The sequence below is a fragment of the Legionella israelensis genome (assembly GCF_004571175.1).
In the GTDB taxonomy this organism is placed as follows: Bacteria; Pseudomonadota; Gammaproteobacteria; order Legionellales; family Legionellaceae; genus Legionella_D; species Legionella_D israelensis.
Genome location: NZ_CP038273.1, coordinates 1,982,490 through 1,996,974 on the forward strand (window position 1 = coordinate 1,982,490; position 14,485 = coordinate 1,996,974).

A 14,485-nucleotide genomic window follows, 5' to 3' on the forward strand; every position below is an offset into this window, starting at 1 on the left:
CCAAGCTGGCACCCCCGTTAAACTATCCCGGAAATCCGTTTCGATTAACTAACACATCAAGTGAGAAGTATGAATCTTAGTGAATTAAAGCAACTACCTATTGCTGATCTCGTTAATATTGCCCAGGAAATGGGTGTTGAAAACACCTCCCGTATGCGTAAACAGGACATCATTTTTACCATCTTGAAGTCTCATGCCCAAAAAGGCGAAGACATTTATGGTGACGGTGTTCTTGAGGTCTTGAGTGATGGATTTGGTTTTTTACGCTCAGCCGACGGTTCTTATCTGGCCGGTCCTGATGATATCTATGTTTCTCCCAGTCAAATCAGGCGTTTCGGATTGCGTTCCGGTGATACAATTTCAGGAAAAATTCGTCCTCCGAAAGATAATGAGCGATATTTTGCTTTATTAAAAGTGGATAAAATCAATTACGAGTCACCGGAAAGCTCAAAACGTAAAATTCTCTTTGAAAACCTGACTCCTCTTTTTGCTTCCGAGCGTCTCGTTATGGAACAAGGCAATGGCAGTACGGAAGATCTCACTGCCCGAGTCATTGATTTGTGTGCTCCATTCGGTCGAGGTCAGCGTGGCTTGATTGTTTCTCCACCAAAAGCCGGTAAGACTCTGATGTTGCAAAACATGGCACGCTCAATAGAAAAAAATTATCCGGAGTGTTATCTCATTGTTCTGCTTATTGATGAGCGGCCTGAGGAAGTCACTGAAATGCAGCGTTCAGTGAAAGGAGAAGTTGTGGCCAGTACTTTTGATGAGCCTGCGAATCGACATGTTCAGGTTGCTGAGATGGTCATAGAGAAAGCCAAGCGGCTTGTTGAGCATAAACGTGATGTGGTTATTTTACTCGATTCCATTACCCGATTGGCCCGTGCTTATAACACTGTAGTTCCTGCATCGGGTAAGGTTTTAACGGGTGGTGTGGACGCGAACGCTCTGCAACGGCCTAAGCGCCTCTATGGGGCTGCACGAAATATTGAAGAAGGCGGTAGCCTGACCATCATTGCTACCGCACTGGTGGATACTGGTTCGAAAATGGATGAAGTGATTTATGAAGAATTTAAAGGAACAGGTAATATGGAGATTCATTTAAGCCGCAACATTGCCGAACGTCGCGTATTCCCGGCTATCAACATCAATCGTACCGGAACCCGCCGTGAAGATCTGTTGTTATCTCCTGAAGACTTGCATCGTACGTGGATTTTGCGAAAAATATTGCAATCCATGGATGAGTGTGACGCTATTGAATTCCTCCTGGAGCGAATGAAAAATCACAAAACCAATGCTGAATTTTTCGAAGCCATGAAGCGGCAAGAATAAAAAACCAGCCAATTCCAAGGAATCATTTCTTATTTTCATTGTGGCTCATCCAGAGTTCTGAATGATTCAAATTTAAGCAATATTTCTCTATGCTGAATTTTCGCTCCCGAATCAAGTGCGGGGGTGAAAATTCAATTTTGGTTTATATGATTTCAGCAATGATGATGCTACCCTGAGTACAAAAAACCCATGAAGAATATATAATAGATACCTATTTCATGGATAATTAAATGACAAAATAAGAATATGAAATACACCGATTTAAGAGATTTTATTGAACAACTTGAAGCGCGTGGTTTGCTAAAACGGGTGAATTATCCTGTTTCTCCTGAGCTTGAAATGACCGTTGTTAGTGATAAGGTATTGCGTGCTGGAGGGCCAGCGCTTTTATTTACTCATCCGGCCAACCATCACATGCCCGTATTGACCAATTTATTTGGTACTGTCGAGCGAGTGGCTCTGGGTATGGGAGAAGAAAATATCGGTGCACTCAGAGAAATAGGTAAGTTACTTGCAGCTTTAAAAGAACCAGAGCCGCCTAAAGGTTTTAAGGATGCTTTTAATAAGCTTCCCTTATTAAAACAGGCATTTAACATGGCGCCAAAATACGTGGGCAATGCCCCTTGTCAAAAGAATGTTTGGCAAGGCGATGAAGTGGACTTGCGCCGCTTACCGCTTCAGCGATGCTGGCCTGGAGATGTTGCTCCTTTAATTACCTGGGGATTGGTCACAACCAAGGGACCGGAAAAAAATCGTGAAAACATTGGAATTTATCGCCAGCAATTGCTGGGTAAAAATAAACTCATTATGCGCTGGTTATCTCACAGAGGCGGAGCACTGGATTATCAAGCATGGCAAAAAATCTATCCCGGTGAGCGTTTCCCACTGGCCGTGACTTTAGGTGCTGATCCTGCCACGATTCTTGCTGCTGTTACCCCCGTTCCAGATACGCTATCGGAATATGCCTTTGCGGGTTTGTTACGTGGGCAACGCACTCAACTTGTTTCCTGTCTTGGCTCTGACTTACACGTCCCTGCCTCGGCTGAAATCATCCTGGAAGGATATTTACAGCCAGGAGATGAGGCGCCAGAAGGACCCTTTGGTGACCATACAGGATATTATAATGAGGTTCAGTCTTTCCCGGTCTTTACGGTAGAACGCATGAGTTTCAGAGACGAGCCAATATATCATAGCACTTATACAGGCCGCCCACCCGATGAACCTGCCATTTTAGGCGTTGCATTGAACGAAGTTTTTATTCCCCTGCTGCAAAAACAATTCCCTGAAATCGTTGATTTCTATTTGCCGCCGGAAGGCTGTTCGTACCGACTTGCAGTGGTTACCATAAAAAAACAATATCCCGGACATGCAAAACGTATCATGATGGCCGTGTGGTCATTTTTAAGACAGTTTATGTATACCAAATTTGTGATTGTCTGCAATGAGGACATCGATGCACGAAACTGGCAAGATGTGGTCTGGGCAATGACAACGAGAATGGACCCGGCACGCGATACAGTAATGATAGAGAATACTCCGATAGACTATCTTGATTTTGCCTCTCCTGAATCTGGTCTTGGCTCAAAAATGGGGATGGATGCGACATCTAAATGGCCCGAAGAAACGAAACGCGAGTGGGGCCGACCTATTGTTATGGATGAGATCGTACAGCAAAAAGTAGATGGTTACTGGTTTGAATTAGGGCTTGATATATGAGGGAAAAACAAGTTATTGCACGGGTAGAACGAATCTCTCCTTTAACAGACAGCATTTTACAACTTATTTTAATGCCTGATGAGTATGTTGCATATCAAGCAGGACAGTATTTGCAGATTTTACATGCTAATCAAGCCATGAGTTATTCCATCGCCAATGCCCCATTAGGGTCACATAAATATGAATTACATATTCGCCATTCCCGTGAAAACCCTTACAATCAAGGTCTGCTTGAGGAAATCAAGAGCCGTGGAGCGGTAACCATTCTGGTTCCTTTAGGTGATTGCCATTTGCAAAGGCTTGATGTTGAGCGACCCATCCTTTTTATTGCCGCCGGAACAGGGTTTGCGCCTGTCAAAGCGATGATAGAACAGTTACTGGCAAATGCCGATGATCGAGCTTTTGAACTGTACTGGGGGGTACGTTCACAGAGCGATCTGTACATGGATGATAAAGTGAATTATTGGAAGGACCATGTCAGTCATTTCCACTATTTTTCATCTGTTTCTGATAGGAGCAAATCTTCTTTGGGCAAGATGCTGCTCAAAAGGCATACCCAGGATGTCAAGGACTGGCAAATAGTTATCAGCGGTCCATTTGATATGGTTTACCAAACACGCGATATTTTGCTTGAGCAGGGCGTTTCGCCCCAATATCTTTTTTCAGACGCGTTTAGTTTTGAACAAAAAGAGGAATCATAAACAATGCAGACTTTATATCAAATCCTCGGTTTATTAGCAGCAGGGCTAATTATTTTTTCATTGTATCGAATGATTAAAGGTCGTCCTGATATGTTCAGCCGGGAAAATCTTAATAAAAGTTTTTCCACAATGGGAATTCTTGCCCTTTTTTTGATTGTATTTATTGCGCTTTTAGTTCTGATGCTGCGTTATCAATAAAGATCTGACCTTCACCTGATGATCAATCGTCTCAATTGCAGCGATTTTATGCTCATCGGTCAGGTGAGCAGAAGTATCCACAAACTGATTTAATGGATCAATGCAGTGGTAAACGACTGCAATATTGCCCTTTTCGTTTTTTCAGATATTGATGGATTCCTGGATTTTCGATCCTTTTTACCTGGTAGTCTTTAATTAAATAACATTCCTCGACATAGGTTTCCTGACTGGTTTTATCGACAAGTAATCGATACCAGGGATTTTTTGTGGCAAATTCCCGTTTGCAAGCCTGAGGATTATAACGGCCTGAGGCTTGAAATAATGGGTCGATATCTACAATGATGGCTCGATATCCCTGTTTGCTATGAATGACAATATCCCCAAGATTGAATTTTGCTGCTTTTGTCATTATTCACTCCTATGTAATTCAGTGAATAGGGGTTGCTCAACATCCCGCTCCGAGGTCTATTTTTGTTAAAAATGTTTTTTGCCGTTCGTTTGTTGGCGCATAAACATGGCGTTTTCTGCCTCTATCAAACAAAAATATCCTCTACTACAGAATGCGGGATCTGAGGTCTTTTATCCTTGCTGCTATAGGTAATATCGGTTAATCTGAATAAATCTTAAAAATTATTCATAAAAACAGTGCAATGAATGAAGATTTTTTTCGTTATAAAAATCGTTTTATCACCATCTTTTTGATAATAAGTTACGCTTATCTTCATTTTAAATTAACGGGCGTGTATGCTGATGCCACACTCGGAAAATTGGTTCATTTTACAGCGAGACTGCCCTTTGGGCAGCGCTTATTGATTCCTTACCTGGCTCATTTTATAACCACTTACCTGCCATTTAAATATGTCACTGTGTTTTTTGTTATGGAAGGTGTGTTCGTTGCTTTGACTTATCATATGATGAAGGCTTTGTTCCGTTATGAATTTTCAGACATTCATGCAAAAGCCTTTGCCTGGTTGTTTTTATTATTATTGCCTCTTATCTCTGTGATTAATTATCGTTTAACCATTAAATCCTGGGCGGCCTTTTACTATCCTTTTGATACGGCCACATTGTTTTTTATGGCAGGAGGTTATTTGTTCTGTTTACAAAAACGCTGGCATATTTTTATTCCATGGATTTTTTTTGCTACTTTAAATCGGGAAAGCAGTGTTCTGCTCGTATTTTTAGTTCCGGCATTGCACTGGCGTGATTTTCGCCAGCATTTAAAACCTTTTTTTTTCGCTATGTTGAGTTATATTCTTGCTCGTGCTTTAGTCTTGTATCTGGTCAGAGATCTACCTGGGAGCGTGTTTGAACTATACAACCTGAAACTGCTGCGAACCTATTTTGAACTTAATACCTATTGGTTGTTGAACATGAAAAATTTTCTTCTTTTTGTTTTCTGCCTGGCTGGAGTTCCGCTGTTCTGGTTTGCTTTTTATGATTATATTCCTTTAAGATACAGGCCATTGCGCTACTTGTGTCTTCTTTATTTCATAGGATTGCTGCTAGTGGGCAATTTTATGGAATCAAGAATTTTTGGAGAGATTTTTATTTTATTGTATCTGCCCGTCTGTATTGCGGTTACCCGTTGGTTAAATCAGGAAAATCCGTTTTTGCTGGAGCATGTCGGCATAATGGATTACCTGAACCGTTATATGGTGATGAGTATATTGATGCTTATTGTCTTGTTGCGTTACCCTCTCAACAATCTGATAACCTGGTTAGTCCCTTACTCTTAATCTGATCAACCTCCCGCTCTGATGGGGCGTATTTTCCCCGAAAATAAGCCTTTAAAATGCTTACATAGCCGTCTCGACTTTAGTCATTTTTTAGGGATCGAATCCCCCGACTTGATAGGGGGGCCATACGGAACTTCGCATAGATACTATGGTCGATGCCGCGGTAATTCGTGCCATTCTATTTTCTCAAGTCATCGATTTACAGCGACTTTGATAAATATAACGATGCGCTTCTATGTCTTTAATCTATTGCTTTCCTTTACTTGAAAAATGGTTAAAGTCCAGAGCCATATGCTGCGCTTTTTCAGCCTTGTTTTTGTCCATGCTGAACTCAAATCCACCCTTAGATAAATTTTTAACATAGAGGTGATCTATTACCATCTGCTTAATCCGGGCGCATAGAGCTTGTCGAACGCACTAAGCAAAATAAGCTCATTAAAAATCACTATTGAATGCCTGCTGCCAAATCTATTTTTACTGTGTTTCAATGATATTAACCTTCCTTGATTTTGGTAAAAACATTGCTAAAAGAATGCCAAGCTCATAAAGAGCACATAAGGGTGCTGCCAACATAATCTGAGATAATACGTCAGGAGGTGTCAGCAGCATGCCAAGAGTAAAACAAGCCACAACCACATAAGGACGAAATGTTTTTAGCTGCTGCAGTTGAAGCAGGCCAGATTGTATGAGCGTTAAACAGAGCAAAGGCAATTGAAAGCTAAGGCCAAACAGGATCAGCATATGGGTTATAAAATCCAGGGCATAAGACATATCCGGTAAAAGCTGAACACCTTTGGGTAGTGCACCAGCAAAAAAATGAAACATAAAGGGCAATACAATGCAGTAACAAAATAATACACCTACAATAAAGAGCAGCAGACTCAGAAGGATAGAAATACGCAAATAACGACGCTCTGAAGGATAAAGTCCCGGAGCTGAAAAACGCCAGATTTGATATAAAGTTATGGGTGCGGAGAAAAACAAAGCGGCATTAAAAGACAGGTGAATCGGCGTTAAAATCGGAGCAGTAATTTGCGTTGCTATAAGCCGGGATGACTTTGGTAATGAGTGAAGTAAGGGCTTTACCAGCAGGTAAAATAAATCAGAAGCGCAAAAGAAAAAGAAAATAAATAAAATGATGAAACATAAGAAAACTTGCAGAGCTCTTCTTCGCAATTCAATTAAGTGTTGGAGCATGGTTATAAAATTAGGAAATTTTAAACGATAATTATGCTATCTCTTTTTCAGCGCGTACTCAAATTAAGTTATAAAAAGTTATAATAAATAGCCAAAATATCGTTTTACCCAGCTCTCTCCCAGATGTCTAAAACAATCCTGCAGAAAATCGGCAAGCTCTTCTGCTGTTAAACGATGTTCAGAGCCGATGGGTTCCACTTCATGATGAAGGTATTGCCCAAAATGTTGATGACAAAAACTCACATAATCACGGCTGTGTAAAATGAAAACATGCCAAAGTTCATCCAAAATCAGTAAAGGTCCGAACAAATAGGTTTTTTTATGCGTGGCATTACGGATGGTTTTTAATCCCATCCATGCCAATAAATCTGAAAAAAACTGTTGACATTGTTCAAGTCTGTAATGTTGATTTTTCTGCCAAAAATAATGAATAATCTTTGAGTTCTCATATTGTTGCAATTTAGCTAAATCAACTTTATCCATTAACCGCAACAGGTTTTGTCCCACTCTTTGTTTTGAAGGATTTCTCTAACAATTCGACATATCATTTCTTTTTGCGTCATGATTACTCCGATTTAATCAATATAGTTGATATTTCATCAGTAAAAAATTTAAAAATCAACCATTATCTGCTAGGCTTTGGCAATTGATTTTGTCAGGACTTAGGAAAAGCGTCCATCTTTTCGTTTTAAAAAGGTATTTATTTATGAACACTAAACCCCTCGTTGCCGTTGTCATGGGTTCTCAATCCGATTGGGACACCATGAAGCATACTGTGGATACACTAAAAGAACTTAATATTGCCTATCACACGCAAATCATTTCCGCTCATCGAACACCTGATCTGTTGTTTTCTTTTGCCGACTCGGCTCGTTCAAAGGGATTTGAAGTGCTTATCGCAGGAGCGGGAGGAGCTGCGCATTTGCCGGGGATGCTGGCGGCTAAATGTTCTTTGCCTGTTTTAGGTGTTCCCGTGCAGTCAAAGATGCTTAAAGGCATGGATTCCTTATTGTCAATAGTGCAGATGCCAGCGGGTATTCCTGTTGGTACCCTGGCCATTGGAAAGGCCGGGGCCATCAATGCTGCCCTTCTGGCTGCTTCCATTTTAGCAAACAAGTATGACATAGTTTTAGAACATTTAGAGGCATACAGAACCAGCCAAACGGAACAGGTACTTGCCAGTAACGACCCGGAGAAAAATTGAATGAAGATTGGAATATTAGGGGGAGGGCAGTTAAGCCGCATGCTTGCCTTGGCCGGTATACCTATCGGGATTGATTTTTGCTTTTTTGAACCTAATACACCGTGTTCTGCTGAGACACTAGGTTCAGTGGTTCATGCTGAATACAAGGATAAAGCCTCTCTTGAGAGCTTTGCCGAGCAGGTCGATCTTATTACCTTTGAGAATGAAAATATACCCCTTGAGACGCTTTCTTTTCTCGAAAAACAAAGCGTCGTTTATCCAGATAAAAAGGCTTTGCAAATCAGCCAGGATCGGCTGTTGGAAAAAAATCTTTTCCGTGCGCTTAACATTCCTACCACCGATTATTTTGAAGTAAATGACAAAGTTGAGCTCAAGGCAGCGATAAGTGAAACCGGTTATCCTGCCATTTTAAAAAAAAGACGGGGAGGATATGATGGTAAAGGACAATTCCGGCTCTATTCAGCCAACGATGTTGCCGAGCTTACTCTTGAGCAATGTCAAAATTCGATTCTTGAAGGATGGATTGCTTTTGACCGTGAAGTGTCTTTAATTGCTGCCCGCAATAAGAAGGGCGAAATGGTATTTTATGATCTTTGTGAAAACAGGCATGAGAAGGGTATTTTATTTTATACAGCCAATCAGCGGAAAGACCCATTTTTCAGTCAGGCTTGTGACCATGTTACATGTTTAATGAATCATTTAAATTATGTGGGAGTCTTGGCTCTTGAATTTTTTCAACAGAATGAACGGTTGATAGCGAATGAAATGGCGCCAAGAGTTCATAACAGTGGTCATTGGACTATTGAAGGGGCGATGACCAGCCAATTTGTAAATCATTTGCGATGTGTTCTGGATTGGACACCTGGACCCACTGATAGCCTTGCTTATGCAACCATGTATAATATCATTGGTCAGTTTCCTCCCATTGAGCAATTGGCAGTCTATCCTGAACTGCATATTCACCATTATCAAAAACAAGCACGGGCGGGTCGAAAGTTAGGGCATGTGACGGCATTGTCTACTGACTCTCATTCTCGCATAAAGGTATTAGAGGAATTGCTCTTGTTTTCCGAATAGTATTTCATTTATACTTATTGATTTTTTTGGATGCAAAATGTTTGCGAAATTGATTCTTGCCCTTACACCTATGGTGTTGGCTCTGCCTTTAGCCATGGATATTTATGTGCCGGCAATTACGCATATGGCTCGTGATTTTCATGCCAGCGACAGTCAAATGTTGATGACGTTGAATTTGTTTATGCTTTGTGCTGGTTTTATGCAACTGATTGTAGGCCCGTTGTCGGATCATTATGGTCGGCGTAAAATATCAATGATAGTGATAGTCTGCTTTGCATTGGCTTCATTAGGTTGTGGTTTTTCCCGTAATGTCGTTGATCTGCTTTTCTTTCGCATTCTGCAGGCTTTAGGTTCTTGTGGCATGTTAGTGCTCGGATTTGCCATTGTAAGGGATTTTTTTACAGGGACACGCAGTGCAAGAGCATACAGTTTTCTTAATGGCATGATTTCCTTTTCACCTATTTTTGCTACGTTCATAGGCAGTTTCATTGATCTTTATTTTGGCTGGTCGGCCACTTTCTGGGTGTTATTGCTGGTTGCCATCCCTGCAGTATTTTCGATGGGTTTCTGGTTAGGTGAGTCGCTTCCTGAAGGCAAAAGAACGGTTTTATCATGGAATGTGATGGCTACTTATCGCTCTGTTTTTCAACAACGGCAATTCATGATATACAACATAGTGTCTTCTTTTGGTCATTGTTATTTTTATTTGTTTTGTGCTTTATCACCTTTTTTATTATTGAAAACATTAGCCATCCCGCAGCAGTATTATGGTTTTTATTTCTGCTTTATGGGGTTTTCTTTATTGATCGGCAGTTTTATTGGTGGTGTTATTGTTGAGCGTCTGGGTATTTATAAAACATGTATGCTCGGCTTTCTTCTGACCTTTGCCGGTGGTTTATGGATGTTGCTTTGGTATGAAATGTATGGTTTGAGTGTGCATAATTTTGTCTATCCTATGCTTTTTATTGGTATTGGAGGAACATTTTGTATGGGGGCTGGAACAGGTGGCGCCATGGCTCCTTTTGACACGGCTAAAGGAGCCGCATCAGCAGCCATTGGGGCATCCCGATTTTTATTTGCCGGAGCCGTCGGGTATTTAGTCATGACCAAAACCGTGAATTCCACTTTGCCATTATCGGTTCCCGCCATTGTTTTTAGTTCAATAGGCATTTTTCTTTTGTGGCTAGTTTCTGAAAACTCCTCTTCAAACATCCGCTTCTCAGAAAGGATGGATCCAGAAAGTTTATAAAGCATTAATTTACGAGGGTGGAACCTCTGTCAGAAGACAGTGTTGTTCTTTTTTGAATAAATTTCATATAATCCTCTTTTTTACGGATGATTTTTTATGAAATCCATACCCCTTATTTTCATTGTTTTTGCAGGATTATTCCTGGTCTCCTGCGGTCAAAAAGGACCGCTTTATTTGCCTGGCGAGCCTAAAAATAATGCCTATATCGTTAAAGAGTAAAATCTATGGGTCTAAAATTCACAAAAATGCACGGTTTAGGCAACGATTTTGTCGTGATTGATGCCATTCATCAGAAGCTGAGATTGAATGAAATAAACATGGCCAGTTTGGCCAATCGTCATACCGGCATTGGTTTTGATCAATGTCTTGTGGTGGAAGCAGGACGGGAAGAAGGTGTTGATTTCCATTATCGAATTTTCAATGCCAATGGTCAGGAAGTAGGACAGTGTGGTAATGGTGCACGATGTCTGGGACGTTTTTTACAGCATTACGGTTTAACGGATAAATCGTCCATGACCATAGCCACGTCAACGACTCGCATGCAACTATTCCTTAATGAGGATGGCTCAGTGAGCGTTAACATGGGTAAGCCGCGCTTTGTACCTAAAGAGATTCCTCTGGCCGTTGAGCAACAGGCTTCCTTGTATTCCTTCCAATCGCTGGAGGGAAGTATATGGCATTTTCATGCCCTTAATGTAGGTAACCCTCATGCCGTTATCCTGGTTAATGATGTGGATGAAGCGCCAGTTGCAGCATTGGGAAAAGAAATCAGTGAGCATTCTTTATTTCCTGAGCAAGTCAACGTGGGTTTTATGCAATTAACCTCGGAAAATTATATTAAATTAAGAGTTTATGAACGCGGTTGTGGCGAGACATTGGCTTGTGGGAGTGGCGCTGTGGCAGCGGCTGTTGTAGGTCGATGTTTTTATCAGCTGACCAGTCCGGTTAACATTAGTTTACCGGGAGGTGATTTAACCGTTAGCTGGTCAAAGATGAGCGAAGATGTCTTTTTGACAGGTCCTGCCACCTTTGTATATGAAGGGGAATTGATGCCATGCATATAGTTATACTAGGAGGCGGGCAGGTAGGGGGCACCCTTGCACAAAATCTAGTCAATGAAGACAATGACGTCACCTTGATTGATCTCGATGAAGAAAGACTTCGTGAGTTACAGCATCGTCTGGATATTCAAACGATACAAGGCTCAGCTTCTCATCCTGATGTATTGATTCAAGCTGGTATCGAGCAGGCCGACATGCTGATTGCTGTGACCAATAGTGATGAAGTTAACATGATAGGATGTCAGATAGCATATAGTCTTTTTCGAACTCCCAATAAAATCGCAAGGATTCGTTCAAAAAATTACTACCAATATCCCCAGTTATTTACCAATGATCATATTCCCGTAGATGTTTTTATCAGCCCTGAAATGCTGGTGACAGAGCATATTGAAAATCTTATTCATTATCCAGGGGTGTCTCAACTCATTGATTTTGCCGAGAGTAAAATATTATTGGTCACCATAAAGTCTGCGGCAAAAGGCATTATGACAGGTAAAACAATCAGGGAGTTGCATGAACTGCTGGCAAACATAGATGCTCGCATCGTTGCCGTATTCAGGAATCAGATAGAAACACTGCTTGAGGAAAACAGTGTGATTGAGAAAGGCGATGATGTACTGCTTGTGGTTTCTTCTCAGGCTATTCAACAGGTTTTAATTGCTTTGGGACGATATATGCATCCCAATCGACGAATCATCATTGCTGGCGGCGGTCATATCGGAGCTCATCTTGCTCAGACATTAGAAAAAAATTACAAAATCAAAATCATCGATCATAATCCGGTTTGTACCTCTGAACTGGCCGAACGTTTATATAAATCGACCGTTTTGCAAGGGGATATTGCAGACAGGGATCTGTTGCTTAACGAGAATATTGAATTTACCGATGTTTTTTGTGCTGTCACCAATGATGATGAGGCAAATATCATGTCCTGTCTACAGGCTAAACGTTTGGGTGCCCGCCATACCATGGCTTTAGTCAATCGAAAAGCCTATGTTGAGTTGATTGAGGACAGTAGCATTGATCATGCCATTTCCCCTCAATTGATCACCATAGGGAGTATTTTGACGAAAATGCGCCGTGGTAATATGGTAAAAGTTCATCGTTTGCAGAACGATGAAGGAGAAGCAATCGAATTGATTGTTCATGGCGATGAGGTCACTTCCAACGTGGTAGGACGCAGGTTGGATGAAATTTCCTTACCATCGAGTTGTTCCATTGCCGCTATTTTGCGTGATGAAACCGTCATGATGGCCAGCAATGATTTGGTTCTTGAAGCTGGCGATCACGTTATTTTGGTGATATTAAAGAAACGTTATGTTCGCCAGGTTGAATCACTGTTTCAAGTCAAATTGAATTTTATGAGCTGATAAAGATGCAAATAAAAACCATCCTGCGTCTGCTGGGTGTTCTGTTAATGATTTTTAGCCTGAGCATGTTGACGCCTTTATTAATCAATATTGTTTTTCATGAACATTTATGGTTTCCTTTTTTATCTGCATTTGCCCTGACGTTTTTTACTGGTTTGTTGTTATGGTTGTTATTTAGGCATGAGCAGCAGGAATTAAAAACACGTGACGGTTTTTTGATCGTGAGCCTCTTTTGGGCGGTTCTTTCTTTCTTTGCTTCACTGCCTTTCATTATCACTATTGATTTTAAAAAAGGCATAACGGATGCTGTTTTTGAATCCATTTCAGGACTCACCACCACTGGGGCAAGTGTGATTGCCCGTCTGGATGAATTACCTAATGCTTTATTATTTTATCGCCAACAACTACAGTTTTTAGGCGGGATGGGAATTATTGTATTGGCCGTGGCCATTTTGCCCATGTTAGGTGTTGGTGGAATGCAGCTTTTTCGCACAGAAACACCAGGACCGATGAAGGATGCGAAACTGACCCCACGAATAGCACAGACAGCGAAGGCTTTATGGTCCATATATGTGTTTTTAACATTGCTGTGTATGGTTTGTTACTGGGCAGCCGGTATGGATTGGTTTGATGCTTTAGGAGAAAGTTTCGCTACTGTATCAACTGGCGGATTTTCAATGCATGATGCCAGCTTTGCTTATTATCATAGCGATTTGATTGAATTAATTGCTTGTTTTTTTATGTTATTAGGCGGTACAAATTTTGCCTTACATTTTCTGGTCTTTAAAAAAGGCACACTTTTGCATTATTGGCAGGATGAAGAATTTCGTTTTTATATTGCTACACTGTTGTTTGCAAGCTGGATAATAACCGTGAGCCTCGTGGCTTATAATTATTTTAATATGCATGCCAGTCATCATGCCTTAGTTAAAAGTTTATTTAATGTGATTTCATTAGCAACAACCACAGGGTTTATTTCCGCACCATTCAGTTCCTGGCCCACTTATATTCCTGTGTTAATTATGCTTCTCGCCATTGTCGGCGGTTGTTCGGGCTCGACAAGTGGCGGCATTAAGATGATTCGTGCACTTTTGCTATATAAACAAAGCAAGCGAGAAATGGCCCGTCTGTTGCATCCAAATGCTGTGGTGCCAGTTAAATTCGGACGACAGACATTGCCTGATCAGGTTATGCAGTCGATGTGGAGTTTTATTTCAGTTTTTATCGCTCTTTTTTTGTTATTGATGGTGATTTTTATCGCTTTCGGTAATGATTTTGTCACTTCTTTTTCGGCCATTACAGCTACATTAGCTAATGCTGGAGCTGGTATCGGTCGTATTAGTACCTCCTTTGTCGATTTGAATGGTCCAAGTAAATGGCTGCTCATTTTTGCCATGTTGGCAGGGCGTTTGGAAATCTTTTCTTTACTCATCCTTTTTTCACGACATTTTTGGCAAAAATAAAACATCTTGAATTTTTATTTCAAAGCGTTATTCTGGATGTTAAAGATCTAAATAATCTCAACTCGACGTAAGCATCATACCTAAACTTCGATAAATCGTATCTTGCTTAGGTATGATGCTTACGTCGAGTTGAGGTTAAATAGTCTAAAAACAGATTCTGCTCGTCAAAATGAATTAG

At 40.9% G+C, this 14,485-nt stretch carries 15 protein-coding genes; 12 read left to right on the plus strand and 3 right to left on the minus strand.

Going from position 1 to position 14,485, the window contains the following annotated elements:
• The first annotated feature begins 69 nt into the window (after nt 1–69).
• The 4 genes from rho (at nt 70) to E4T55_RS09030 (ending at nt 3,947) form a co-directional block, all read left to right on the plus strand.
• Complete coding sequence (gene rho / locus E4T55_RS09015) at nt 70–1,332, plus strand: transcription termination factor Rho (RefSeq protein WP_058502662.1); 1,263 nt, start codon at nt 70–72, stop codon at nt 1,330–1,332.
• A gap of 246 nt (nt 1,333–1,578) precedes the next feature.
• Nucleotides 1,579–3,048: a 4-hydroxy-3-polyprenylbenzoate decarboxylase gene (ubiD, locus tag E4T55_RS09020; protein ID WP_058502661.1), complete on the plus strand. Its 1,470-nt coding sequence runs from the start codon at nt 1,579–1,581 to the stop codon at nt 3,046–3,048.
• Entirely contained in the window at nt 3,045–3,749 is a 705-nt protein-coding gene (locus E4T55_RS09025; protein WP_058502660.1) for a ferredoxin reductase domain-containing protein, read from the plus strand. The genes ubiD and E4T55_RS09025 overlap by 4 nt, the downstream gene beginning before the upstream one ends.
• A gap of 3 nt (nt 3,750–3,752) precedes the next feature.
• Nucleotides 3,753–3,947 carry a hypothetical protein gene (locus E4T55_RS09030; RefSeq protein WP_058502659.1) on the plus strand — a complete coding sequence of 65 codons (195 nt, stop codon included), beginning with the start codon at nt 3,753–3,755 and terminating at the stop codon, nt 3,945–3,947.
• Between the two features lie 97 nt (nt 3,948–4,044).
• Here E4T55_RS09030 and hspQ read toward each other — a convergent pair whose 3' ends face one another.
• Nucleotides 4,045–4,356, minus strand: coding sequence for a heat shock protein HspQ (hspQ, locus tag E4T55_RS09035; protein WP_058502658.1), 312 nt, complete (start codon nt 4,354–4,356; stop codon nt 4,045–4,047).
• A gap of 241 nt (nt 4,357–4,597) precedes the next feature.
• On the opposite strand from hspQ, the gene E4T55_RS09040 reads away from it, so the two are divergent.
• Nucleotides 4,598–5,686, plus strand: a complete 1,089-nt coding sequence (locus tag E4T55_RS09040; protein ID WP_058502657.1) for a hypothetical protein — start codon at nt 4,598–4,600, stop codon at nt 5,684–5,686.
• 474 nt (nt 5,687–6,160) lie between these two features.
• Here the strand turns inward: E4T55_RS09040 and tatC are convergent, their stop codons facing one another.
• Together tatC and E4T55_RS09050 are read right to left on the minus strand one after the other, a co-directional pair.
• Nucleotides 6,161–6,883, minus strand: coding sequence for a twin-arginine translocase subunit TatC (gene tatC / locus E4T55_RS09045; RefSeq protein WP_058502656.1), 723 nt, complete (start codon nt 6,881–6,883; stop codon nt 6,161–6,163).
• A gap of 78 nt (nt 6,884–6,961) precedes the next feature.
• Nucleotides 6,962–7,366 (minus strand): glycine-rich domain-containing protein, encoded by a 405-nt coding sequence (locus E4T55_RS09050; RefSeq protein WP_058502655.1) that lies wholly within the window; start codon nt 7,364–7,366, stop codon nt 6,962–6,964.
• Nucleotides 7,367–7,589: 223 nt separating this feature from the next.
• On the opposite strand from E4T55_RS09050, the gene purE reads away from it, so the two are divergent.
• From purE to E4T55_RS09085, 7 genes are all read left to right on the plus strand, one after another.
• The gene (gene purE / locus E4T55_RS09055) at nt 7,590–8,087 is read left to right on the plus strand and encodes a 5-(carboxyamino)imidazole ribonucleotide mutase (protein ID WP_058502654.1); all 498 of its coding nucleotides are present in this window, start codon (nt 7,590–7,592) and stop codon (nt 8,085–8,087) included.
• Nucleotides 8,088–9,164 (plus strand): 5-(carboxyamino)imidazole ribonucleotide synthase, encoded by a 1,077-nt coding sequence (locus tag E4T55_RS09060; protein ID WP_058502653.1) that lies wholly within the window; start codon nt 8,088–8,090, stop codon nt 9,162–9,164.
• A gap of 37 nt (nt 9,165–9,201) precedes the next feature.
• The gene (locus E4T55_RS09065; RefSeq protein ID WP_058502652.1) at nt 9,202–10,413 is read left to right on the plus strand and encodes a multidrug effflux MFS transporter; all 1,212 of its coding nucleotides are present in this window, start codon (nt 9,202–9,204) and stop codon (nt 10,411–10,413) included.
• A gap of 96 nt (nt 10,414–10,509) precedes the next feature.
• Nucleotides 10,510–10,632: an LPS translocon maturation chaperone LptM gene (gene lptM, locus E4T55_RS09070; protein ID WP_082636573.1), complete on the plus strand. Its 123-nt coding sequence runs from the start codon at nt 10,510–10,512 to the stop codon at nt 10,630–10,632.
• A gap of 5 nt (nt 10,633–10,637) precedes the next feature.
• Nucleotides 10,638–11,477, plus strand: coding sequence for a diaminopimelate epimerase (dapF, locus tag E4T55_RS09075; RefSeq protein ID WP_058502651.1), 840 nt, complete (start codon nt 10,638–10,640; stop codon nt 11,475–11,477).
• Entirely contained in the window at nt 11,468–12,844 is a 1,377-nt protein-coding gene (trkA, locus tag E4T55_RS09080; protein WP_058502650.1) for a Trk system potassium transporter TrkA, read from the plus strand. Before dapF ends, trkA begins: the two co-directional genes overlap by 10 nt.
• Before the next feature lie 5 nt (nt 12,845–12,849).
• Entirely contained in the window at nt 12,850–14,307 is a 1,458-nt protein-coding gene (locus E4T55_RS09085; RefSeq protein ID WP_058502649.1) for a TrkH family potassium uptake protein, read from the plus strand.
• The last annotated feature ends 178 nt before the right edge of the window (nt 14,308–14,485 follow it).